We start from the raw sequence: 22742 nt of genomic DNA on the forward strand, positions 1-22742 counted from the left end.
CCGCGCTGCGATGGCCTGACAGTACAAACACCTTCGGCGTCGCTTATACGCCCTTACACGGTGTGTCGAATAACAGCAGCCGCGGACCGTTTTACAACAAGCATCGCCGTCCCGCACCAAAAGCAGCCCGCTACAAAACTAATGAGGGTCGAACAATTCAGACCGAGGCATTGTCTAGGCCGTGCCGACCAGAAGGTGGGATAAGCCCGACGCACGCTTGCGACGATGTGAATTTACCCAGTATTCTCGCTCAGCATAAAGCTCACAATCCGTTCGAAATCCTCGGCCCACTGCTGGGGTGTATGACCTTGGATCTTGTCACTCGACATCTGGCCCATCCGTGTGCGCGCGTCCGGATCCCGTGACAACTTGAGCATGCTCGACGCCAGCGCCGCACTATCTTCGGGCGGCACAATATAGCCGTTTATTCCGTCCTCGATGCGGTCGCGGATTTCACCGGCGGCACTGGTCGATATCACGGGCAGCCCACATGCCATCGCCTCGTCCACCACTAGCCCGTAGGGGTCGCCCAAGGTGGGGAAGACGAATATGTCCGCTACGGCGTAATAGCGCGGCAGTTCAGGTTTCTGCTGAAATCCGGCAAACACCACGTTGAGAATACCGCGCTCGGCACACACCCTACGCAGAGCAGTTTCCTCCGAACCATCGCCGACCAGCAACAAGCTGACTTCCTCGGCACTCTGACGCTGCACGGTCTCGAAGGCGTCCAGCAGATAGTTGAGACCCTTGCCCCACCAGAGGCGGCCGACGTAAACGAAAGTGGTGCCCTTGAGGCCTAGTTCGGCGCGTAGCGCCTTTCGCTCGGGCTGTGCTTGGGCCGCTCCGCCCATGTAATGAGCAACATCAATGGAGTGTCGCAGGCGCAAGGACCGATCAGCCGGCGTGCCGAACCGCATTGCAAAAGACCGACTGTCCTCACCGCTCCCCAGCGTCGCGTCCACTCGGGGAAAAACAATCCTTTTAACGGCATTTTTCCAAGCTTTCCGTTGGACCCACCGATCTATCGTAACTTGGCACCAAAACGCAGTTTTAGCGCCGCGCAACTTAGCTAACGCCCAGCCGAGCAGGAATACAGGTTCCGCGTAAAGGGTCACGAGCACATCCGGCCGGCGACCAAAAAGCGGTAGCGGCCAGCGAAAAGAGTGCCCCAACACATGTGTTTTGGGCAGATAGCGATATCGGAACCGCCAGTCAGCTTCGCGCACATCCCAACTACGGCCCGACTCAATACGATCATTGAACCAAGCTTCGAATTCAAAATTGCCACGATCCGCGAGCTCATTGAAGCGATCGACCATGTAGGGCGAAGGAATGTTATTCCAGTAAACAACGAAGCGACTCATCAACTACTTATCCGCACAGAAAAAATGACGCCCGACAAGAACTCGCGTACGGGCGTTGTGCCAGAGCCGCGATCCAGTAGATACCGCACAAAGGACCGTTTCTTTATTGCTATCAACGCTGAACTTCCGATAGTTTCAAAGCCGGCTTGAGCGAACGTTTCTTGCAGGTCGCGGTGTGTAAAGTAATGCACATGGCCGTCATCCCAAGCCCCGGCGAGGGTGTTGCCGCCGGCCGTGCGCGGGCCGTAGCCCTAAACCAAGAGGTGGGAAAGCTTTTTTCAGGCATCGGATATTCGGCGTCGTGACAACGCACACCCCCCGAGCGAAGAACGCGGCTAATCTCACTCGCAGAACCGACCGGATCCAGGATATGTTCGATGACCTGATTCGCAATCACGGGTTCGGCGATCCCATAGTCCAGTGGGAACGTGCTATTGAGATCAGCCTCACGAAATTCCCAACCGCCATTCTTGCCGCCGCGCAGTTCATTCACGCGACGCCTTGATACATCAAGTCCTATAAGCTTTTCGAAGTCGCCGGCCAGATCATCAAGTATCTGGCCAGAGCCGCACCCGAGATAGATTACGCACCTGCCCAAGACTATGGCTCGTTTCATTCCGATATCCAAGCTAAGACCTCTCCATTAATAACTCACCACTCGACGCAATCGAGGATTGCCAAGCATCCACCGCGCATCTGATACTCAACCTCATGATTTCTTACTGAAGCGCCGCCTTACTCGTTGATAACCTTGCAATACATCCAGAGAGCTGCAACGTCATCGTGCATTATTGATGGAACTATTAAGTGTCTGATTCTACCAAACCAATCTAGATTACTGGCGAGGAAACTCAAGCACCTGTGTAAGATACCCAAATAAAAGGTGGGATAGCCATTTGCACCTTAGTGCGACTACCTACAACTCTAACTAACGAACAAACTGAAGCCGCGCGTAACCAGTTTTAATATCGCTAGCGTGTACCGATAATGCACTAGCGGCTATACCGAATGTCAACCAAAATATAGGCGCGGAATTGCCGATCGTTGGATAGAACATGGATGCCGTCGCCACTCCGGAGAATCCCGCAAAAACTATTAACAGCTCTCTTCTTGATGATCGTATCGCAGATCTAAAAAGCCATACGAAAAGCAAAATTAAGGCCGTAACCAAAAACCAACCACCCACTCCAGCTGTCAAAATCGCGTTTAGTATAAGATTGTGGACAGGAAGCCCACCGATATGAACATTCGGCCCCCAACCCACTAACGGAGATTTGCCAATTTTTCGCAGCGCACCCTCGTACTGCTGCGCCCTAATAGAGATAGACTGCTCCCTAACTGCACCGGCAAGCCCCGCGGTCGCTTGCAAAGCTGTCAATAGAATAGGAGAAAGAACGACAACACAAGCCCCACCGAGCAAAATAGATAAAAGTTTACCGTAGCCCGTCGCTCGAGTAAAAATGATGCCTAAAAACCAAAACGAAATAGCGACCGACGATGATAGCCATACATTTCGAGAAAGCGAAACGATGCTTCCCGCTAGGATAACACCAATTGCGAAAATTCCAGCCACCTTCCACATCCCCGCCCAACCCTTCCGCCCGACTCCACTCAGAATCCATGGAAGTACAAAAGCCGTGGCAATAGCTACTGCACCATAGTTTATTAAGAACCCAGCGCTCCGTTTTGCCCCAAGCAGAATTGGCATAAGCTGAACGGGTTGATTATCCTGCTGCCCAAAGTCGACGTGCAATAGGCCGAACCCGGTCAACAGTATTCCAACATGTATACCGATTACCGCGAAAGAATAGGCAGCCAGTGCGTAACGTAGATCTTTCCTCGACCTTATAAGGATCAGAGGTAATAGCACCCATATAAGCGCGCCCGCTTGCTCTATCGCAAACTCAATGGCCCCTCCTGTGCGACCGAGGGCGGTGGCAACTCCAAGAATGTCAAACACCAAGATTAGAAGAACAATTACGGAAGCTCGAGAAGGTACACGAAGTCCTGGTTTGGTTTTCCTCGACCGCGAAATAAGGAGTGAAAGTGATACCGAGATAGCAGTCATCACGCCAAGAATTTTTGTAAGACTGATGTGCAACGTCTGGGACCCGAATGGACTCCACTGATAAAGGAAGACGGTCGCAATCGTTACAAGTAGCAGCCGGAAATTCAGACGAGATGAATACATTCGAAAAGAACTCCAATATCGCGTTTTATACTAATTGTCTGCAACCTCATAGTAATGGCACCAGATCTTTACTCAGCTCGACCCCGTATTTTGGCCGGTGCATGGCCTTTAAAACACTACGAGTTGATAATTCGCTGCTCATGGCTTATCCGCATCAGCCGGACATGACTTCGCTTAGTGATTCGACCGCCGACTCGAAGGAACAAACGATGGGCCTGTCAATATAGGCGCGAGCAGTACGCTCTCCTTCTGAGCAGCCTGCTAGCGATTGCACGCCACGAACAACCGAATAGGCATCGCTAGGACAGACGACGTTGCCCAGACTATATCGTTCAGTTAACCAGCCGAGAACGCCCTCTTGGCACGCGATCACAGGACGACCTGAATATATGGCTTGCATAAGGACCCCACTTGAGCCGTAATGACCACGGTAGCCGACCCATACAGCATCTGCTGCTGCGAAAAGATATGGCTCCTCTGTTGCCTCAATGAATCGGTTCAATACATGTACTCGACCTTGCGCGACGAGAGGTACAATCGCCTTCGATCGCAATATTTTATTAACTTCCGCATCGATCTTCCCGGCTAATAAAATATCCATAGCTACCGGAAAGCCTGGCGTCAACATCGCATGTAGAAGCTCAAGCACGCCCTTGCGCGCCGTAATCGCACCGTAAATCAGAATCAGTTTACGCCCTACCGGCACACCCAATCGCTGTTTGGCGTCAGACGGATTCGGTAACCGTCCCAACTCCGCCGGCTCGGGAAAAAATGTCGCTTTCGATGCGAGCTTCGGACTTGCAGCAAGATATTGCGCTAGCGGCTCGTCGATCGTCAGCAGACGACGGAGGTGCCGGTTTCGCAGAAGACGCATGAAGAGCGCCTTTTTAAGAGCCCCCAGCGGCGGCCGGGGCGCAATCACGCCCATCCGCCGATAGTGAAACGACGGTCGCATCGCAAGACCGACCCAGGGGCAGTCACCAAACGGAGAGCCGAGCAGTCCGACTGCGTGAAGGCAATAATCCAAGTAAGGTAAGAAAACCACGTCCGGGCGTACGCCGCCGACGTGCGCCCTGTACCACCGCCGAAACAAGCGCCAGTATGCTAATTCTCTCGTTAGTAGGCCGCTCGTGCTGTCACTCCTGTTTGTACCGTCTACGAACGAACTTTCGGCGGTGATGAGGTTCAGCACCGTATCGTTATCCGCCCTCGCGGCAGCCTCGATCGCCTGTATAGAAGGATGGGAGAGCGAGTCCGGCGAGGTGATAACAGTCACGTGAAAGCCGCGCTTGACCAGACCCGTCGCCATCCACTGCAAGTAGGGACCGTGGTGCCCGTCAGTGCGCGGCTCCAAGATCAGAATGTTATTTTTCCTGCTTTGTTTCATTCACTATCCGCTTCTTCGCGTTTCTGACGTGCTTAGAGGGACGTCCGCGTGGCAAATCTTTACCCCAACTCCTATCAATTATGTTGCCGCGTAGCACCGTTTGCCGGAAACGCTGCGAAGTAACTGCCGCTTAGCGCCGGAGAGATCCAAGGGCGCGTGTAAAGCGCCTATAGACATGAACAGCGCATCTGAGAACACGCGTGGCATGCAAACTTTCGAGCGGCTAGAAAGTGCCTGCTCGATCTCATCTTTATCGTATCCCATCACGCGCAACCGCTCCGACCCAATGTAATCAAGGTAACGACGCGCCCAGGCCTTTCTAAGCGGCGTATTGAAGACGTCGATCCATGAGTCCTTCGAACCCGCAGAAATAGACTCAAACTTCTTATGGCCAGTCGGATCTCCCATCGCGCCGGCCAACTGAACCAAACGGTATCGATCAAGTACTGCGGAATTGTAAACAAGATCAAGATAGGAGAATACTCGTCGCCAGACATCTTCAGGTTCAGCAACCATGCTTCGTACCTGACTTGCAAAAAACGCTCTGGAAAGAGTTCAGAGGTCTCCAGCATACTTTCCAAGCCTTTGTACAAATCTATTTTATATCTGTACGCATTCCAACGCCCTCGTTTCCCCCATGTCTCCAAAATTGACGCAGCAACTGCCAGTGGATTTCGCCAAAGGAGGATACACTTAGCGTTTGGAAAAATATCGAGTATCTCTTTCATAATGAGATGATATCTTGGTGTTTTATCGACAAAGTAGCGAGCCCCCTCTCCTGATGCGACGCCGTACAACCGTAACGCGAGCTCACGGATAGCCGCATAGTAGTCAGATTTCGCGGAGGGTAAATTTTGAGTAAATTCTCTGATCGCTTTAGCTCCGGTGCACTGAGCGTATTCCGTATAAATTCCGTCATCACGCAGCGCATAAACGAATGGTAGCAGCAGCCATGGCTCTGCTGCTGTGGCAACATCGTCATGGGCTGCGAGCACCTTTTGCGCAAGGGTTGAACCTGATCTCGGCAGGCTAAAGATGAATACAGGCTCTGTCATCAAAGATACTCAAGCTTACAGAACAAAGAAGTAATTAATCTCGCCCCTGGATAGCAACCCATCACGCTTGCGCGACTATCGGGCGAGGACGCTATTCAAGACAGTACTGGACAGACCGGTCCGCCTTCGAACCAAAGCAACTAGAGCGAAATTCCAACTGACGAGACTCAAGCCGGTAGCGAGCGCCGCGCCATCGACGTCCCACAGCGGGATAAAAATTGCGTTTAGTACGACATTTACGACCGCACCAATGGTCATTCCCACGACCGAATCGCGCTCATGGCCAGTCATATTGAGAATTAGCGCCACCGGCCCTGCCCCAGCGTTAATTACCTGCGCTCCGCATAGGATAGCGAGACACAACGCGCCACTCTCGAACTCGTCACCGAAGACCAGCCGCAAAATCGTCTTGCCGAACAGCGCTAGTACCAGCGCCAGCGGCAGAGCCATGGCCAAAGCACCACGAGCAGCCGCGGTTAATACGCGCTGCAAGCGTTGCGTTTCACCGGCGGTGTAAAGGTGCGAGATGGTGGGCTGAATAGCCATATTAATAACCACCAGCGAAAAGGCCACCAACTCGGCACCTCTGGACGCGGCACGGTATACCCCGGCAGAGGCTGCCCCATGTATGCCTGCGAGCATAAGCACGTCGGTCTGCGTGTTGATAATGCTCATACCGCCAAGAAACAGCAGCGGGATAGCCGCACGCGCCCAGGTGGCCGTATCGTAGCAGGGCTCTGCACGAAGCATCGCACTCGGCAGCCGGCGTATGAGCAGCCAAGCGCCAACGACGAAAGCGGCTGCGACGGCGGCGAACCGCAGGGCCAAGACGGATTCTGGCGTGAGCGCGAGCCCCGCGAAGTTCCATGATGCTAGCAGGCCCAGAAATAGCCCCGGCATAACAACGTTCTCCGGCAACTGACCTAGCACGATATGGTGCAAGCCGCGAAGGGCGGCGGAGCGCAGCGCGCCGAGCGCAGTCAGCGGCAACAGGCCCATGGCCCACAGCAGGGCATGGCCGGAGGAAAGACGATCTCCCAGCGCCCACACAACGGCGCTACCCAACCCAGCAAGTATTACTGAGAGTAGCAACACTAGCAGATTGACGCGCTGCAACAGACCGCGCATAAGGCCCCACTCCTCGTTGACACGGTAGCTGGCGAGCAGACGCACCACCAATATGGGCAGACCGAGCGTGGTCGGCACGCCGAGCATCAGCAACACGGCCAGCGCCGAAGAGTAAACCCCGTAGCCCGCCGATCCGAGCCAGCGGGCCAGAAGCACGCTGGAAATCAGTGTAAGCGCCTTTGCTGAAAGGCTAAGAAGGAAGCTGCCGGCGGCTGCGCCGACGAGATGCCGGTACAGCAGTGAATCGCCTACGGCGAGGCGACGCAGGCGCGCTGCGAAAGAAAAACCCGCGGAGGTCACTGACGGTCTACGGGCGGCACTACGGCGACGAACGAAAGCCATCCTCTGGACAAAACTAAAAGTTATAGAATTGTGTTTTCCCGACCCAGCCCCTTAGCCGAATGCCGCGTGTCCCGCGCACGTTCGGCGCGGGACACCGCCAAACCGCACCGTGGTACGCCTCTGACGCAGCGCTTGGCCGGCCAAGTCCGTATGATCGTGACCATAGCCGTCCCGGACCTATTATCATTAGAGTGTGCAACATTGCCTTGTTGAGTGATCTGCGCGGGACCATGGCTTGTATCGAGTTTTGGCCGCTTTGTGCTGTGGGCATACTGCGCCCCCGCAATGATGAGGCTACGTGAGTGCGCTTCCCACGGCAGCTTTGGCATCCAGTCGTAGTTTTCCGCACAACAAAAGCTGCCCTCGCTGCGAGCGACGAAAGGCGAAGCGGGATTACCCACGCAAAATAACGCGATTTCCGTTTATTGCTACGATGCAAAATGCGTATCCATTAGGCCGAATTCGTCATGAAAACCAGATTGGGGATGGCCTATCCGGCGCATCGCAAACTCGTGCTTCAGCCGGTTGTGCGACCCTCAGAGTGTATCTCCGAATCAGGGTGCATCACTTCCTTTTCTTGGGATCTCCGCTGCTGGGTCCAACGCGACACGCACGGGATTTTGCTCATATCACAGCGAAGAGCATACTTGTTGGCAATCTCCGTCACTTCTTCCATCAGACCTTCGGTTAGGGTGATGGGCTCCAAGCCAAGCCCAAGAAAACGATCGTTGGCGACGTGCAACTCGTTCTCGCCAGCCTCGTTGCGCGGATTGTCCAGATACTCGGCTTCCACACTGGTACGCTCAGTAACCATACGGGCTAAATCGCGAACGCGGTGGGTTTCGGTCATCTGATTGAGGATATGCACCTTGTCGCCACTTTCGGGCGGGTTTTCCAGTGCGAGTTGGATGCAGCGCACTGTATCCTGGATATGGATAAACGCACGAGTCTGGCCGCCGGTGCCATGGACCGTCAGGGGATACCCCACAGCCGCCTGCATGAGAAAACGGTTAAGCACCGTGCCGTAATCGCCATCGTAGTCGAAGCGGTTGATGAGCCGATCATCCAGACGAGTTTCGGCGGTTTGCGTGCCCCATACAATACCCTGGTGCAAGTCGGTTACGCGGACCCAGTCGTTCTTATTGTAGTAGGCGAACAAGAGCTGATCCTGCGTTTTCGTCATGTGGTAGATGCTGCCCGGATTGGACGGATAGAGGATCTCGTTCTCGACCAGTTCACCGTCTTCTGTTTCGACCTTGACTGTGAGATACCCTTCCGGAATCTTCATGCCGGCCGTTCCGTAGCCGTAAACCCCCATAGTTCCCAAGTGGGCGACATGGATGTCCAGGCCACTTTCCACAATGGCCGCCAACACGTTGTTAGTGCCGTTGAGATTATTATCCACCGTATAGCGCTTATGGTGGCTTGACTTCATCGAGTAAGGCGCAGCGCGCTGTTCCGCGAAATGCACAACCGCATTCGGCTGCCAGTCGTTGATCAGATCCAGCAAGCGCTGATAATTCCGCGCGACGTTGAAATTATGAAACGTAATATCACGGCCCGAGACTTCCTTCCACGCCCGCAGGCGCTCGCCCATCGGCCGGATGGGGGTAAGCGATTCGCATTCCAGTTCAATATCTATCTCGCGTCGGGAAAGGTTGTCGACAATCGTAATATCATTCCCAAGAGCCGAGAGATGCAGAGCCGTGGGCCAACCACAAAACCCATCACCGCCGAGGATAAGTATTTTCATATCTTGAGTTTTCCGATGTGTTTTCTGGTTGCGCGCAAGCGCAGAACTTAGCGCCTTGGCTAACCGCTCTTGCAACGCGAGTCGAGCAGTTTAGCTCGACGCCTTGTATTCATAATGGTAATAACTATAGCCGCCAGCATCTTTGGCGTGCGACTGCTTGTACGCATTGAAGACGACGCCCGCAATGCTGTGGTTCTGGCGAGCGAAGCGTTTGACGCTCTCTTCCAGTTCCGCAAGTGGGTGCTGACCGGCGCGAGTGACCATGAAGGTGACGATACCGGGCACGGCGCCGGCGATGATGGCGGCATCCGTCACGGCGAGGATGGGCGGGGCATCGATGATGACCAGGTCGTACTCTTCCTTCGCACGAGTGATCAAATCGGCGAATGCGGCACGCATGAGCAACTCCGATGGGTTGGGCGGCAACTGACCGCTCGTGAGCACGCGGATATTGCCATCGTCGGTGATGTTGTGGGCCGCGGCATCCAGCGTCATCTGGCCCGTCAGCACCTGGGACAGGCCGGGTTCACGCGCGCGGTCTTCCACAAACTCGTGCAACCGGCCCTTGCGCATATCGGCATCGATAATCAGTACGCGCTGCTCGGTTTCCGACAATAGATACGCCAGATTCATGCTCACGAACGATTTGCCCACGCCCGGCGCCGGCCCGGTGATGAGGATGGCATTACTGCCCGACTCCATTTGGGCAAAATACAGACTGGTACGCAGGCTGCGCAGGGCTTCCACAGCGACATCGTCGCCATGGTCCCGGGCCAGAACCGGCGCGGTGCCGTAGCGTTTTTGCCAGCGATCCGATGCACGCTGGAGCCACCCGCTAAAGGGGATGACGGCATAAACCGGCAGCCCGAGACCGCTTTCGATATCGCTCGGGTCGTTGATGCCACGCCGCAGCGCGGCCTGCAGCAAGACCAGGCCGATGCCGGCAAGCGTGCCCAGCACCAGGGCCAGCACTAATACCAGCTTCTTCTGGGGAGCCACCGGCTTGATAGGTTGAACGGCGTGGTCGATGATCCGCACATTGCCGACCGTTCCCGCCTTCATCACGCGCAGCTGCTGGGCCCGGTTTAGCAGGCCGGTATAGAGCTCGGTCTTGACCTGCACATCGCGTTTGAGCCGCAGAATATGTTTTTCGGCCTCGGGCAGCTTATCGATCTTTTGCTGGAGTTGATGGCTCTGCTGCTTGAGCCGGGCCATCTGGTGGCGCGCCGCTTGCAGAGCCGGATGCTTGGCGGTATAAGTCTGGCGGAGTTCAGCCAGCTTCATCGCCAGCTTGGAGCGTTTGTCTTCGATGTTGACGCCCTGTTGGAGCAACGCCTGCCCTTCCTGATCCAGATCCACCGCCTGGCTATGATTCTGCTGGTAGTCCGCCAGCTTGCTTTCGGCCGATTGCACGTCGGACTTGAGCTTGGGTAGCTGCTGGTTGAGGAAATCCAGGCTCTTCTTGGCTTGCTCCGACTGGGCCTCCACATTCTGCTGAAGATAATTATTGGCGATCGAGTTCACCACCCGGGTGATATGCGCCTTGTCGTGGCCCTCGAGGGTCATGTTTACGATCCCGGTATCCTGACCCTGCTCGCCGACCCCGAGTCGCTGAGAAAGATCGTTCACCTGCTGCAGCCAGGCATGGTGCACCACAGTGAAGTCGGTCGGCGGCGCGGCCACGGCCAGTTGCTGGACAAAGATCTGCACCGCATGGCCTTGCGCGGTATGGCCGCTGGCCGGTTTGCCGACTTGGCCGGTGAGCACCTTGTGGCCCTTAGGGCCAAACAATACATACTGGCCGCCGCCGAGGGCACGCAGGTCGAATGCCTTGCCGAAAAGCACGTTCGGCACGTCCAGCCGGGTCACCTTGATGCTGGTCGGCTGCCAAGCATAGTGCGACCACCAAAAGCCATGGCTGGGAGAGACCGCGCTCGTGCTAGCCGTGCCCTGCTCCCGGCGCCGAGCGATAGCGTCGCCGATGACGGGGAAATAATCGGGTGTGACCGAAATATTCAAGTTAAGCTTTTTCACCGTCTGACCGATCACGGCGCGCGACTGCATGATCTGCATTTCCGGCGCGGCTTTACTGCTGCTCTGCCCCGTGAGCTGCCCGATCTGGGAGGTAATGCCTTCCAGCGGTGAAGCAGACTGGTTCGGTTCCACCTGCAGCAATGCGTTTACCTGATACGTGGGCGAAACCACGAACAGATAGAACACGGCCAGCGCCAGTGCCGCGATGACACAGGCGATGATTTTCCATTTACCAACCGACACAATGCCCCACAGGCGGGCGAGATCGATTTCGTCGTCCGGCTCGTATTCCCGGCTCGGTTCGGCAGGCCTCATGTTATGCGGCCGATCGCCGGTCGAATCATTCATCAACTTGCAAAGGCTCCCTAAAGGCCGCCGTTTTTGGCGCGGCTGTAGATCAGCAGGGTCTGGAATATGGTGTTAAGCGCGGGTGTGATCTGGGCGAACGCGCGGTTGAAGTTCACGAGGCTCGCCGGCGCGGCATACACGATATCTCGCGGCTTGAGCTCGAACTGGTTGGCCAGTACGAGGCCCACCGGAGAGTTGGCGTTAAGACGGTAGACCGTTGGGCGCGAAATCGTACGCCCGCTATCCGAGTCTACCGACGCGCCGTTGGTCAAGCCGCGGATGACGTAAATGGCGCTGGTATTGGCGGAATCGAGACTCACACCCCCGGCGTCCGCGATGGCGTCGTTGAGGGACATGCCCCCCGTCGAGTACGGAAGCGCCGTCTGCTTGGAAAATTCACCAACCATGAACACGCGGTTGGCGCTGTCGTCGACAAGCAAATGGTCGTTTGCCTGCAGCGGCACCGAGCGCCCGGCGGAGTAGATCTGGTTCAAGTCCAGACGGGTGCGGTGCCCGTTGCGCACGAGCACGACATTCTGTACGCCGACACTGCTCGCACCGGAGCTGTTACCGCCACGTGCGGCCGAACCGGATCCGGAGAGCGACTGACACTGGTTGAGCGCGTCCAGCAGATTAAGCGTGATATCGGTAATCGATACCGTGCATGGTTTGCTGACGTCGCCGGAGATATAAACATGCTGGCTGCGGTATTTCATGACCCGCACGTCAACCTGCGGATCCTTTATATAGCTGGAGAGACGCTGGGAAATAACTTTTCTGAGATCGCTGGTGGTGCGGCCGGCCGCTTTGATCTCGCCAACGTACGGGAAATATATCTTCCCGTTGGCGTTGATTAACTGCCCCTGGATGTCGCCGCTATTGCTGTTTGACTGGGTTGGATTGGTAAGCTCCGGGTGACCATAGACGACGACCTGCAGCACGTCGCCCGGCCCCAAGCGGTAAACCGATGTTTTCGACCGCACGCTGACTTTTCGTTCGGCCGGGGTGACGGTCTGCTGGGAGCGTTTCTTATCCTGCTCCTCGATGAGCGCTGGCGTTATCTTTATCAGCCGCGGCTGGTAGTCGATCTTGCGCTTGTTTTGCTTTTGCTGGTAGGTGGAAACCCGGCTGGCGCCGAAGTTGTACCAGGATGGCCCCTTAAGCCCGGCGGAACTGTACCCTGGCATGGCACAACCGGCACTCAGACCCAGCAGCGCCAAAGCTGCCACATAAGAAGCCCCCCGCACGTGTGCGCGCGCCCGCTCGAGCAAGGCACCGTCGATTCTTAGCATCTGCAACCTGCCCCTACCAAACATGGTAAATCCTGACGGCCAAAGCCGGCAGATCAAAACTGCCCTGGCGCCCATATCGACGCCTTAAACCCGGCCTGCGCGCCCATTCAATAAACTACTGATCCAGCCGAACAGCCCAATCCGCCACACACTCTGCAATTTCCGCGTAACCGGCCTCGAATACGTCGCGACTTTGGCGGTAAGGATCCCTGATGTCGTCTCCACCCCGCCAATGCGTGATCATGAACACCCGGCCGCGACTTTCCGGAAACTGCGCTTCGACCCACTGCTTCTGCCGATCTTCCATGACGAGCACGAGCTCGTACTCGCGCAACATCTCGCCGGTGAGCTGACGACCGCTATGATGGGCCAGATCCAGCCCCTCGCGCTCGGCGATCTCCTGCGCCGGCTCCGGCATGCTGCCACCGACGACGGCGGCGATACCCGCGGAAACCACAGTGGCGCCCGGCAGCTTTCGCCGGAACAAGCCTTCGGCAAGCGGGCTACGACAGATATTGCCCGTACAAACGCAGAGAATGTTGTTAAATCGCATAAGGCAAGGTTGCCCGCTCAGCTGCCTTTCGCCGAGCTATTCACGTCGGCACTGCCCCTGAGATTGCCCAGCTGATCCACCACCTTGACTTTATTGTATTGCCCTTGCGGCAAATGCAGGGCCACACATGGGGTGATCATCGCCTGGCTGACGGCTGCATCCAGCCGCGGGGCGTGCCAATCCATGCCGATGGTGAGTACATTGTTCTTGATGCCGGTTTTCTTGCCGTCGAGCTGGATATCGTAACCCCCAGTCGGGCGCTGGCCCATTTCGACGATGAGTACGCCGTTGCGCGCCATCTTCGGGTTAAAGCCGTTGACGTTGCGGTAGTCGATCCAGTTTTGGAATGCGTCGGGATCGGCAAAGTAATGGACTTCGGAGGCTTGCGACGGCGTGCCGCAATACGTGCTCTTGCCCACCACCGATACCCCCGATGCGCTTCTACCGAGGTGGAGCGTACTGCAGCCGGCTATGGCAACGGAGGCGATTAAAAGCAGGCCAAGACGCATTAGGGACATACGGGTGGCACCAGCGGTTCGAGTCGAAGCGCGGGAGGATAGCACAACGTGTCAGGTGTACCGACACGTTCAAAATAAACGGTCTTCACCGTACGGTACCGGCGGCGGCGACGAGCGAACGCTCGAGGTAGCCGTGTGTGATCAGGTACTCGACAAGTTGGTCCACGCAGCCGGTGATGTCTTTCTCCGCGGTGTGCAGATGCACTTCGGCGTGTTCCGGCGGCTCATACGGTGCGCTGATGCCGGTGAAGTTGGGGATACTGCCGGCGCGCGCCTTCTTGTACAGCCCTTTGGGGTCGCGCTGTTCGCAGACTTCCAGGGGGGCATCGACAAACACTTCGACGAAATCTTCCTCGCTCGACAGGGCCCGCGCCATTTCGCGGTCCCGGCGGTAGGGTGAGATGAAGGCGGTGAGGTTGATGATGCCGGCGTCGCGGAACAGTTTGGCGACTTCGCCGATCCGCCGGATATTTTCGATCCGGTCTTCCGGCGTGAACGACAGGTCGCGATTGAGCCCCGTGCGGACGTTGTCGCCGTCCAGGCGGTAGGTGCGACAGCCCATGTTGGTGAGCCGCTCTTCGAGCGCGACGGAGATGGTGGATTTGCCCGAACCGGAGAGGCCCGTGAACCAGATGGTGAGGCCGCGGTGCCGGTTGATGGCTTCGCGCCGTTGCCGGTTGACCGAGCCTTCGTGCCACACGATGTTTTCTGTATTGCTCATGGGTTCGAGCCTATGTCCTCATCTGAACGGTTTGCGGGTGCTCCGTCAGCGACCGCCGGCCTCGAGTTGCCGAAGGAGCGCTGGAATGACATCGGCGGCACGCCCTGCGCACTTTACATCGCACAATCCCGTGATTGGCGTTTCCGCGGGATTGATCTCGATTGCCGTGCCCTGCCCCGATGCCGCGGCGTATACGGGCGCGGCAATGTATTCGAAAACCGCCGTAGTGCCAATCATTAGTACCACGTCGAAACCGCTGGCGAGTTCGCGCTGATAACGTTCCAGCGCGGAACGAGGCAGCGTTTCCTCGAACAGCACCACCGCCGGACGCTCCACCCCCGCGCAACGCGCACACAGGGGCGGCCATTGTCGCAAGCCGGCGTAGTCCGCCACTTCGCGGGATTGTCCGCAGCGCACGCAGAACAGACGATGAATATTGCCGTGCATTTCGATGAGATGGCGCGTGCCCGCGGCCCGATGCAGGCCATCCACGTTCTGGGTGACCACGCATAAATGGTCGACATGTTCGGCCAGCGACACGAGCCCCTGGTGGCCGGCATTGGGCCTCGCGCCGCGACAGGCCGACTCGATCTGCGCCAGATATTTCCAGGTCAGCGCCGGATCGCGCGCGAACATCGGGCCCGAGAGCGCTTGTTCGATGGGCACGCCGTCGGCCGTGGCCTGATCATTGTAAAGGCCGCCCACACCGCGGTATGTCGGCATGCCCGAGTCGGCGGACATGCCGGCACCGGTAATCGCGAGCACGCGCGAGGCCGAGCCCAGAGCGCTTGCCGCACGGGCGATGTTGTCGTCGAGCGAACATGACATGGTGCGCAGTATGCCGGAGGCCGAACGATGAATGTAGGTGGCCGGGCTGGTGAGGCGCGGAGCGGGATCGTTGTGCCTTGGCACCGCGGGGTGTCGAGTGGGCCGACCACCGCGCTCCGGCCGGTGGATTTGGCGTTTGCAGAGGATTCCTTGGCGGCGCGATTCGACATGTGGGGCGGTCGTGGCTTGGGCGATTTTGTCTGGTTGGTAGGCGTAGTTCTGTCGGCTTACGGCCTTCGACCTAAGCCGACCTACACGCTTCGATCGGGCTTTTTTAGGTGGATTAGCCGGAGGCGTAATCCGACATGGGGCAGCCGTGGCGTAGGTGGTTTGGCCTGGTTGCCGGCATGGTTCTGTCGGCTTACGGCCTGGGGTCTAAGCCGACCTACGCGCGTTGTTTGGCCTTCTGTAGGTCGGATTAGCCGGAGGCGTAATCCGACATGGGGCGGCGGCCACGGCACGGGCGGCTTCATCGGGCTGTCGGGGCGGTTCTGTCGGGTTACGGCCTGCGGCCTGATATGGATTGACCTGTCAACTATGACTTATCACTTATTCATAATCGGTGTGCTGGCGCATGCCCTTGGAACAGAACACGGGCGGCGGATGCGACGGTAGATCACTCTGATATACGTGGATTGGGTACCGACCTGACATGTCTTCGTCGCGGAGCTGCCTTGCTCTAAGTGCGGGGATCAGCGGACCGAGTCCGCTGCCCCATAGGCCGGCCAAGGATTCTCCAACCGGGCCGATCGTGTTCTGATCCAAGGGCATGCATGACCCTGTCCTCCTGCTGGGCGATTAGAATGGCGCGTACGGCTTAAGCGACCGCCGCCGTGTTCACCGGAACGTCACAGGCGATCGCCCAGATGAAACCCGCCAGTTCACGCGCCACCGCGGTCGTCGCTTGGGGCGTGTTCTTACCCGCACCGATCAGATGTCGATAACGGCCGCATAACCGTTTCTGAGCCTGCCAGGCGATCGCCTGCACGTGAGGGCTCGTTTGTTCGGCTCGGCGCTGTATCACCGCACTCTTGCGCGCGGGGAAACGATACGCCCAGGCGGCTTCGACGAGCACACGCCGCACATGACCGTTGCCGGTCTTGGTGATGCCGCCTTGACGCGTCGCGCCCCCGCTCGAGTGCTCGCTGGGAACCAGGCCGAGATAGGCCATCAATTGACGCGGTGAATCAAAGCGGGTGATATCGCCCAACTCGGCCAGCACGGTCATGGCGGTGATCAGCGAGATGCCGCGCAGGGCCATGAGCGCTTCGACGACCGGGCGCATGGACCAGGTCTCGCAGGCCCGGCGCATCTGTTCGATCAGCGCCGCCACGCGACGCTGCGCGTCGTGCACGGTATCGATATATTCCGTCAAAACGATCTGCTGCACGGGCGTGGCCATGCGGAGTCGCTCGATCCAGCGAAAATGCGCCTGGGTCCATCGACTCTTGCCGTCATACACGTGACCGTGACGCAGCAGGAACGCGCCCAGGCGCTGACGCGCCACGCGCTCGATCGCTTTGAGATCTTCGCGCGCCCGAGTGAGATCGCGCATGGCTTCCTGCTCTTGATCGGGCACCCAAACCGGGGTGAGCTCACCGGCGCGATGGAGCCGTGCCAGACTCAGCGCATCCCGCCGGTCGGTCTTCACCCGATCCGTGGCGCGGCGCGGCATCAAACCGGGGGCCACCACGATACAGTCGTGGCCCATCTGCGTGATCTGACGATGCAGGCCGTAGCCGCACGGCCCGGCTTCGTAGCACACGCCCAGCACTTCACCATCCGGCGACAGCTTGTGCATCAGGCGCTTGATCGCCGTGGCCGTATTGGCAATCTCGCCGCGGTAAACCGGCGCGGCCCGACCCGCAGCTGCCACAGCCACCGCAATCGTGGCCTTGTGCACATCCAATCCGACATAAACGCTAAACTCTGACATGACCTGCCCTCCTCAATGTGGCTCTGCTTGAGAATGATCCCGTCCTCAACGTAACCCACGAGCGTTGAGGACGGGCAGGTCAATCCATGGTGTCTAACCCGACCTACGCGCCTTGTTTCGGCTGTTGTGACTCGGATTTATCGGAGGCGTCATCCGGCATACGGCGGCCGCGGCACGGGCCGGCATCCGGCTCGAATTGACCCGCGTAGGATACGTGACTCGACCCCGCAGGAGCCGCGATTGGCTGGTATCCGAAATCTCGTCATCGTGCTCGGCGATCAGTTGGATCGCGGCCTGTCGGCGTTGGACGATTACGATCCCGAGCAGGATGTGGTCTGGATGGCGGAAAACCAGACCGAAGCGACGCATGTGTGGTGCCACAAGAAACGGCTGGTGCTGTTTTTTGCCGCCATGCGCCATCATCGCGACGATCTGTGCGCGCGTGGATACCGCGTCTGGTACCACGCGCTGGACGTGGACGGGCGGCGCGACAGCGGCGTCGATTTCGTGGCGATCCTGACCACCGCGGTACGCGAGCTCGGCCCGAAGCGGCTGGTGATGACCGAATGCGGTGATTATCGGGTACAGCGCGTACTGGCCGATTGTGCAAAGCACCACGACCTGCCCCTGCAGGTTCGGCCCGATCGCCACTTCTACTGCCGTCTCGAGGCTTTCAACGACTGGGCCGATGCCCGGGGCTCGCTGACGCTGGAGTACTTCTATCGCTGGATGCGGCGCACCGAGCATATCCTGATGGTTGGCGACCAGCCGGAAGGCGGCCAATGGAATTTCGACAAGCAGAACCGCCAAACCTTTGGCCGAGACGGCCCCGGCGAACTCCCGCCGCTTCGTCGTTTTCGGCCGGACGCGATCACGCGAGCCGTTATCGATATGGTCGCAGCGCGATTCGATGGTCACCCCGGCCACATCGAGAGCTTCGACCTCCCGGTCACCCCCGAGGAAGCGCGCACGGCGTTGCGCGATTTCATCGACCATCGGCTCGCGTTGTTCGGCGACTATCAGGATGCGCTCTGGACCGACATGCCGTTCGCCTATCACTCCCGCCTGTCCGCCGCGCTCAATCTTCATCTCATCGGCCCGCGCGAATGCGTCGACGCGGCTATCGCGGCTTACGAGTCCGGCAAGGCGCCGCTGAACAGCGTCGAGGGATATATCCGCCAGCTGCTGGGATGGCGGGAATTCGTGCGCGGCCTCTATTGGCACGAAATGCCCGCCTATGCCGGCCGGAACGCGCTGCGCGCCGAATTACCGGTGCCGCGCGGGTATTGGGACGGCGACACCGATATGGCCTGTGTTGCCGACGCCATGCGCAACGTGGTGGACAACGGTTACGCCCATCATATCCAGCGGCTGATGGTGCTCGGGCTTTTCGCGCTCGTGGCCGGCGTGCACCCGTACCGCTTTCACGAATGGCATATGGCGATGTATCTGGATGCCATCGACTGGGCCAGCCTGCCCAACTCGCTCGGCATGAGCCAGTTCGGCGATGGCGGCCTGCTTGGCACCAAACCGTATTGCGCATCAGGCAATTACATCAACAAGATGAGTAATTACTGCAAGCATTGCCGGTTCGACTACAAGCAGGCAAGTGGCGATAAAGCGTGTCCAATAACAACGCTTTACTGGGATTTCCTCGACCGTAATCTAGAGGCTTTTCGCGATAATCGGCGCATGGTGTTTCAGGTCAAGAACCTGGAAAGGAAACGCGCGGATACGGAATTGATGGCGGCCATTCGTCGCCAGGCTCGTACGCTCCGGCAGCAGATCGAAGACGGCGAAAGGATTTGAGAATGTTTCACGGCAAGATGGGCCCTATGGGTTGGGGACGAGGCGTGTCGGCGTACGGGCGCGGCGTTTGATCGCCGGGTGCTCGGTGGCGGCTTAAGCCGACCTACGCGTGTTGATTGGGCTCTTGTAGGTCGGATTAGCCGCAGGCGTAATCCGACAGGTTCGCCCGTAAATCGGATCCTGGCCGCGCGCTTCGTTCTGCGTACCGGGTTCTCGGTGTCGGCTTACGGCCTGCGGCCTAAGCCGACCTACGCGCGGTGTCTGGGCTTTTGTGGACCGATTAGCCGCAGGCGTGATTCCACATCGGTCGTGTCGGCATTCCGCGTTATTCGCGCCCGATATCTGCCGGTATCGCGGGCGACACGCGACCCCAGTCCGGCGTATACCAGCCCTGCTGTACACAATGCGCGAAGCTCGAATGCGGCCACGCGGCCGGGGCTGGCGCGAGGCCGTGCTTGACCGGGTTGTAGTGGATGTAATCCATATGCTGGGCGAAATCGCTTTCATCGCGGATCGTGTGTTCCCAGAAGCGCGGTTGCCATATCGGCGTCGAGACGGCCATGCGTTTGGATACATGGGCTTTAACCAGACGCCAACGCAGCGAGTAATTGCGTTCGCCCGGCGGCAATGTCCAGATCGCATGCAGGTGATCCGGCAAGACGACCATCGCCTCGATATCGAACTGGTGACGCGAACGCACGGCGCGCACCGCATCGCGAAGGAAGTCGACATGGCGCGCCTCGGCAAACCACGGGCGGCGACCCGCCGTTACGACGGTAAAGAAGTAACAGCCGCCATCCACGTAGTTACGACGGTAGCGCATGCTCGCTCCCCGACCCGTGTCTTTGCCCTTTGGCGATTGTAATGAGGTTGGTTGCGCAGGCAATGGCGGAGGTGGTGTTTCATACCCGACTCGGTAGGTCAGATTAGCCGGAGGCGTAATCCGACATGGCGCCGACCGCGGCGTGGGCGGTTTTATCTGGCTGTCGAGAGCGATTTTGTCGGCTTACGGCCTTCGGCCTAAGCCGACCTACGCGTGTTTGGGCCTGCCTGCATGTGATCGGCCCACACCTCAGTCGGTTCGCCGGGTTTCGTTCACGTCGTCCGCCAGCCAAACCTTGATCAACGACTGGTAGGGCATATCACGTTTGTTAGCTTCGGTTTTGATGCGATCGAGAAGAGCTTCGGGCAAACGCAGCGATATAGTTTTGGTCGAGGGCTTTAACTGGGGAAACGAAGCCCGTTGAGCCGGACTCCAATTTATATAATCGGTCGAGTCATGGCTTTCCCAGAACTCTTTTTCTTCCGCCTCATTTTTAAAATCAGGAATCTTTTTCAACTTGCTCATAAACAGCCCTCTCTTTTCGGTGCATATCACGAGCGGAAATCACTCTGATTAGCGTACCGCTTTGTCTCAAGGTGAAAGTGATATGCAGTAGCCTTCCATCGTCAGTTTCACCCAGAGCATGGTAACGGGCTTCCGTCTGACTATGCCTGGCATCTTCCATCACCATAAGCGGTTCATTGAAAAATATTTCTTCCGCTTGGGACCGGCTGACTTTGTGCTTTTTCGCACTCTTACGGGAGTTTCCCTCATCCCAGTCGAAGCCCGTGACTCGTCCCCAATTGATCATTTTTGTATATTATCAACATATACAAATGCGTCAACAAGCGCTGATATGGACCACGGCTTAGCGCTGACGTTAGGCGCAATTCGAGATGTAAAGCCGCCAGCTCTGACAGTTGCTCTGCTCGTTGGGCCTCAATCTGTCGGCTTACGGCCTGCGGCCTAAGCCGCCCTACGCGCTTTGTTCGGCCTTTGGACCCGTCGCCAATGACTTGCGCGCTATCATCTGTTGTTTCTGGGTATACGTACGCCCGGTGGTGTATCGATCGACGAGTGAGCTTCGATGAAGAAACGCGTGATTATCTGGTTTCGGCGCGACTTGCGACTGGCGGACAATCCGGCGCTGCACGCTGCGCTCGCGGCGGAATTCGACTCGATCGTGCCGGTGTTCATTCATGCGCCTGACGAACTCGGCGACTGGGCGCCGGGCGGTGCGCAACGCGTCTGGCAACATTTTTCCCTTGCGGCGCTGGACACCGATCTACAGGCGCTGGGTTCGCGGCTGGTGATCCGGCACGGGCCGACGATAGCCGCGCTGGATGCGTTGATCGAAGAAAGCGGGGCATGCGCGGTCTACTGGAATCGGCTGTACGATCCCGACACGATCGCTCGCGATAAACGGGTGAAGCGCCACCTCGAGGATGCAAACGTCCAGACCGCCAGCTTTAACGCCGCCTTGCTGCACGAACCGTGGACCGTTTCGACCCGGCAGAACACGCCGTACAAGGTGTTCACGCCGTTCTGGAAAGCCATTCGCGACCAGCCGGTGCGAAATCCACTCCCTGCCCCCGAGGCGTTGCCGGCGGTGTGGTCCCGGATTGGTTCGCAGGCGCTGCCGGATCTGGGCCTGCTGCCGAATATCCGATGGGATACGGGCATCCGTGATGCGTGGCAGCCGGGCGCGAACGGTGCCCACGCGCGCCTGGAAACCTTTGTGAACGACACGCTCGGCGGCTATGGCGACAGCCGTGAGCGCCCCGCGCAGCCCGGCACGTCGTGTCTTTCGCCGCATTTGCATTTCGGTGAGATCGGGCCCCGCCAGATCGTCCATCGTGTGGAAGAGTGGTTGTACGACCACGGTAATGAATCGCATCGTGAGCATGCGAATATCTTTCTCAGCGAAATCGGCTGGCGTGAGTTCGCACACCACGTGTTGTTCCACTTTCCGAACACGCCCGATGAACCGCTCGATCCACGGTTCAAGCATTTCCCCTGGGCCGAGGATGACGAGGCCCTGCAGGCTTGGCAGGCAGGCCGCACCGGGATCCCGATGGTGGATGCCGGCATGCGCGAGCTTTGGGCGACCGGCATCATGCACAACCGCCTGCGCATGACGGTGGCGTCGTTCCTGACCAAGAATCTGCGGATCGCCTGGCAGCATGGCGAACGCTGGTTCTGGGATACGCTGGTGGATGCCGATCTTGCGAACAATACGCTCGGCTGGCAATGGGCGGCGGGTTGTGGCGCTGACGCCGCCCCATTCTTCCGTATATTCAATCCGGCACGCCAGGGCGAGCGTTTCGATGCGGACGGCGCGTACGTCCGACGTTGGGTTCCCGAGCTCAGCGGCCTGCCGGACAAACATATTCATCGGCCATGGGCCGCGCCGCAGAAAGCGCTCGACGATGCCGGCGTGACGCTGGGCCAGACCTATCCGAACCCGATTGTCGATCTCAAGGCTTCGCGCCAGGCGGCGCTCGACGCGTTCGATCGGATCAAGAATACATAGCCGCCGATGATTTGCGGCAACGATCTGCTTTGTAGGTCGATGAGATGGAGGCGTCATCGCACATGCGGTGCCGGCCCCGGCTTGGGCGATTGCGCCGGCTCGCCGGGTGCGCGGGCCTGTCGGCTTA

19 protein-coding genes and 1 pseudogene are annotated in these 22742 nt (G+C 58.2%); 2 read left to right on the forward strand and 18 right to left on the reverse strand.

Annotation, left to right across the window (positions count from 1 at the left end; translation table 11 throughout):
- Positions 1 to 233: 233 nt before the first annotated feature.
- The 15 genes and pseudogenes from SALB1_RS16325 to SALB1_RS16385 form a co-directional block, all read right to left on the reverse strand.
- Positions 234 to 1364 (reverse strand): glycosyltransferase family 4 protein, encoded by a 1131-nt coding sequence (locus tag SALB1_RS16325; RefSeq protein WP_109994807.1) that lies wholly within the window; start codon positions 1362 to 1364, stop codon positions 234 to 236.
- Positions 1365 to 1476: 112 nt separating this feature from the next.
- Positions 1477 to 1992: a class I SAM-dependent methyltransferase gene (locus SALB1_RS16330; RefSeq protein WP_145961352.1), complete on the reverse strand. Its 516-nt coding sequence runs from the start codon at positions 1990 to 1992 to the stop codon at positions 1477 to 1479.
- Positions 1993 to 2292: 300 nt separating this feature from the next.
- Entirely contained in the window at positions 2293 to 3465 is a 1173-nt protein-coding gene (locus SALB1_RS18850; protein ID WP_147420773.1) for an O-antigen ligase, read from the reverse strand.
- 244 nt (positions 3466 to 3709) lie between these two features.
- Positions 3710 to 4942 carry a hypothetical protein gene (locus SALB1_RS16335; protein WP_109994809.1) on the reverse strand — a complete coding sequence of 411 codons (1233 nt, stop codon included), beginning with the start codon at positions 4940 to 4942 and terminating at the stop codon, positions 3710 to 3712.
- 78 nt (positions 4943 to 5020) lie between these two features.
- Positions 5021 to 5458, reverse strand: coding sequence for a hypothetical protein (locus SALB1_RS19625; RefSeq protein WP_255414436.1), 438 nt, complete (start codon positions 5456 to 5458; stop codon positions 5021 to 5023).
- Between the two features lie 53 nt (positions 5459 to 5511).
- Positions 5512 to 5997 (reverse strand): annotated as a pseudogene (locus SALB1_RS20015) (sulfotransferase); the annotation flags it as partial.
- Positions 5998 to 6072: 75 nt separating this feature from the next.
- The gene (locus tag SALB1_RS16345; RefSeq protein WP_158590788.1) at positions 6073 to 7425 is read right to left on the reverse strand and encodes a polysaccharide biosynthesis C-terminal domain-containing protein; all 1353 of its coding nucleotides are present in this window, start codon (positions 7423 to 7425) and stop codon (positions 6073 to 6075) included.
- Positions 7426 to 7984: 559 nt separating this feature from the next.
- A complete protein-coding gene (locus tag SALB1_RS16350) occupies positions 7985 to 9220 on the reverse strand; it encodes an NAD-dependent epimerase/dehydratase family protein (RefSeq protein ID WP_109994812.1) in 1236 nt (411 codons plus the stop codon).
- A 90-nt stretch (positions 9221 to 9310) separates the two neighbouring features.
- The gene (locus SALB1_RS16355) at positions 9311 to 11569 is read right to left on the reverse strand and encodes a polysaccharide biosynthesis tyrosine autokinase (protein ID WP_158590789.1); all 2259 of its coding nucleotides are present in this window, start codon (positions 11567 to 11569) and stop codon (positions 9311 to 9313) included.
- A 50-nt stretch (positions 11570 to 11619) separates the two neighbouring features.
- Complete coding sequence (locus tag SALB1_RS16360; RefSeq protein WP_158590790.1) at positions 11620 to 12918, reverse strand: polysaccharide biosynthesis/export family protein; 1299 nt, start codon at positions 12916 to 12918, stop codon at positions 11620 to 11622.
- Between the two features lie 91 nt (positions 12919 to 13009).
- Positions 13010 to 13447 (reverse strand): low molecular weight protein-tyrosine-phosphatase, encoded by a 438-nt coding sequence (locus SALB1_RS16365; RefSeq protein WP_109994815.1) that lies wholly within the window; start codon positions 13445 to 13447, stop codon positions 13010 to 13012.
- Positions 13448 to 13464: 17 nt separating this feature from the next.
- The gene (locus tag SALB1_RS16370; protein WP_158590791.1) at positions 13465 to 13866 is read right to left on the reverse strand and encodes a protease complex subunit PrcB family protein; all 402 of its coding nucleotides are present in this window, start codon (positions 13864 to 13866) and stop codon (positions 13465 to 13467) included.
- A 184-nt stretch (positions 13867 to 14050) separates the two neighbouring features.
- A complete protein-coding gene (gene cysC, locus SALB1_RS16375) occupies positions 14051 to 14686 on the reverse strand; it encodes an adenylyl-sulfate kinase (RefSeq protein WP_109994817.1) in 636 nt (211 codons plus the stop codon).
- A gap of 45 nt (positions 14687 to 14731) precedes the next feature.
- Entirely contained in the window at positions 14732 to 15514 is a 783-nt protein-coding gene (locus SALB1_RS16380; protein ID WP_109994818.1) for an NAD-dependent deacylase, read from the reverse strand.
- A gap of 817 nt (positions 15515 to 16331) precedes the next feature.
- Positions 16332 to 17450 carry an IS110 family transposase gene (locus tag SALB1_RS16385; RefSeq protein WP_109994819.1) on the reverse strand — a complete coding sequence of 373 codons (1119 nt, stop codon included), beginning with the start codon at positions 17448 to 17450 and terminating at the stop codon, positions 16332 to 16334.
- Positions 17451 to 17690: 240 nt separating this feature from the next.
- On the opposite strand from SALB1_RS16385, the gene SALB1_RS16390 reads away from it, so the two are divergent.
- Positions 17691 to 19259 carry a cryptochrome/photolyase family protein gene (locus SALB1_RS16390; protein ID WP_109994820.1) on the forward strand — a complete coding sequence of 523 codons (1569 nt, stop codon included), beginning with the start codon at positions 17691 to 17693 and terminating at the stop codon, positions 19257 to 19259.
- Between the two features lie 325 nt (positions 19260 to 19584).
- Here SALB1_RS16390 and SALB1_RS16395 read toward each other — a convergent pair whose 3' ends face one another.
- From SALB1_RS16395 to SALB1_RS16405, 3 genes are all read right to left on the reverse strand, one after another.
- Positions 19585 to 20082: a transposase gene (locus SALB1_RS16395; RefSeq protein WP_109994821.1), complete on the reverse strand. Its 498-nt coding sequence runs from the start codon at positions 20080 to 20082 to the stop codon at positions 19585 to 19587.
- 249 nt (positions 20083 to 20331) lie between these two features.
- Complete coding sequence (locus SALB1_RS16400) at positions 20332 to 20607, reverse strand: BrnA antitoxin family protein (protein ID WP_109994822.1); 276 nt, start codon at positions 20605 to 20607, stop codon at positions 20332 to 20334.
- Complete coding sequence (locus SALB1_RS16405) at positions 20582 to 20893, reverse strand: BrnT family toxin (protein WP_109994823.1); 312 nt, start codon at positions 20891 to 20893, stop codon at positions 20582 to 20584. Before SALB1_RS16405 ends, SALB1_RS16400 begins: the two co-directional genes overlap by 26 nt.
- A gap of 276 nt (positions 20894 to 21169) precedes the next feature.
- On the opposite strand from SALB1_RS16405, the gene SALB1_RS16410 reads away from it, so the two are divergent.
- The gene (locus SALB1_RS16410; protein ID WP_109994824.1) at positions 21170 to 22615 is read left to right on the forward strand and encodes a deoxyribodipyrimidine photo-lyase; all 1446 of its coding nucleotides are present in this window, start codon (positions 21170 to 21172) and stop codon (positions 22613 to 22615) included.
- Positions 22616 to 22742 lie beyond the last annotated feature (127 nt).

It is taken from the genome of Salinisphaera sp. LB1, assembly GCF_003177035.1.
Taxonomy (GTDB): Bacteria; Pseudomonadota; Gammaproteobacteria; order Nevskiales; family Salinisphaeraceae; genus Salinisphaera.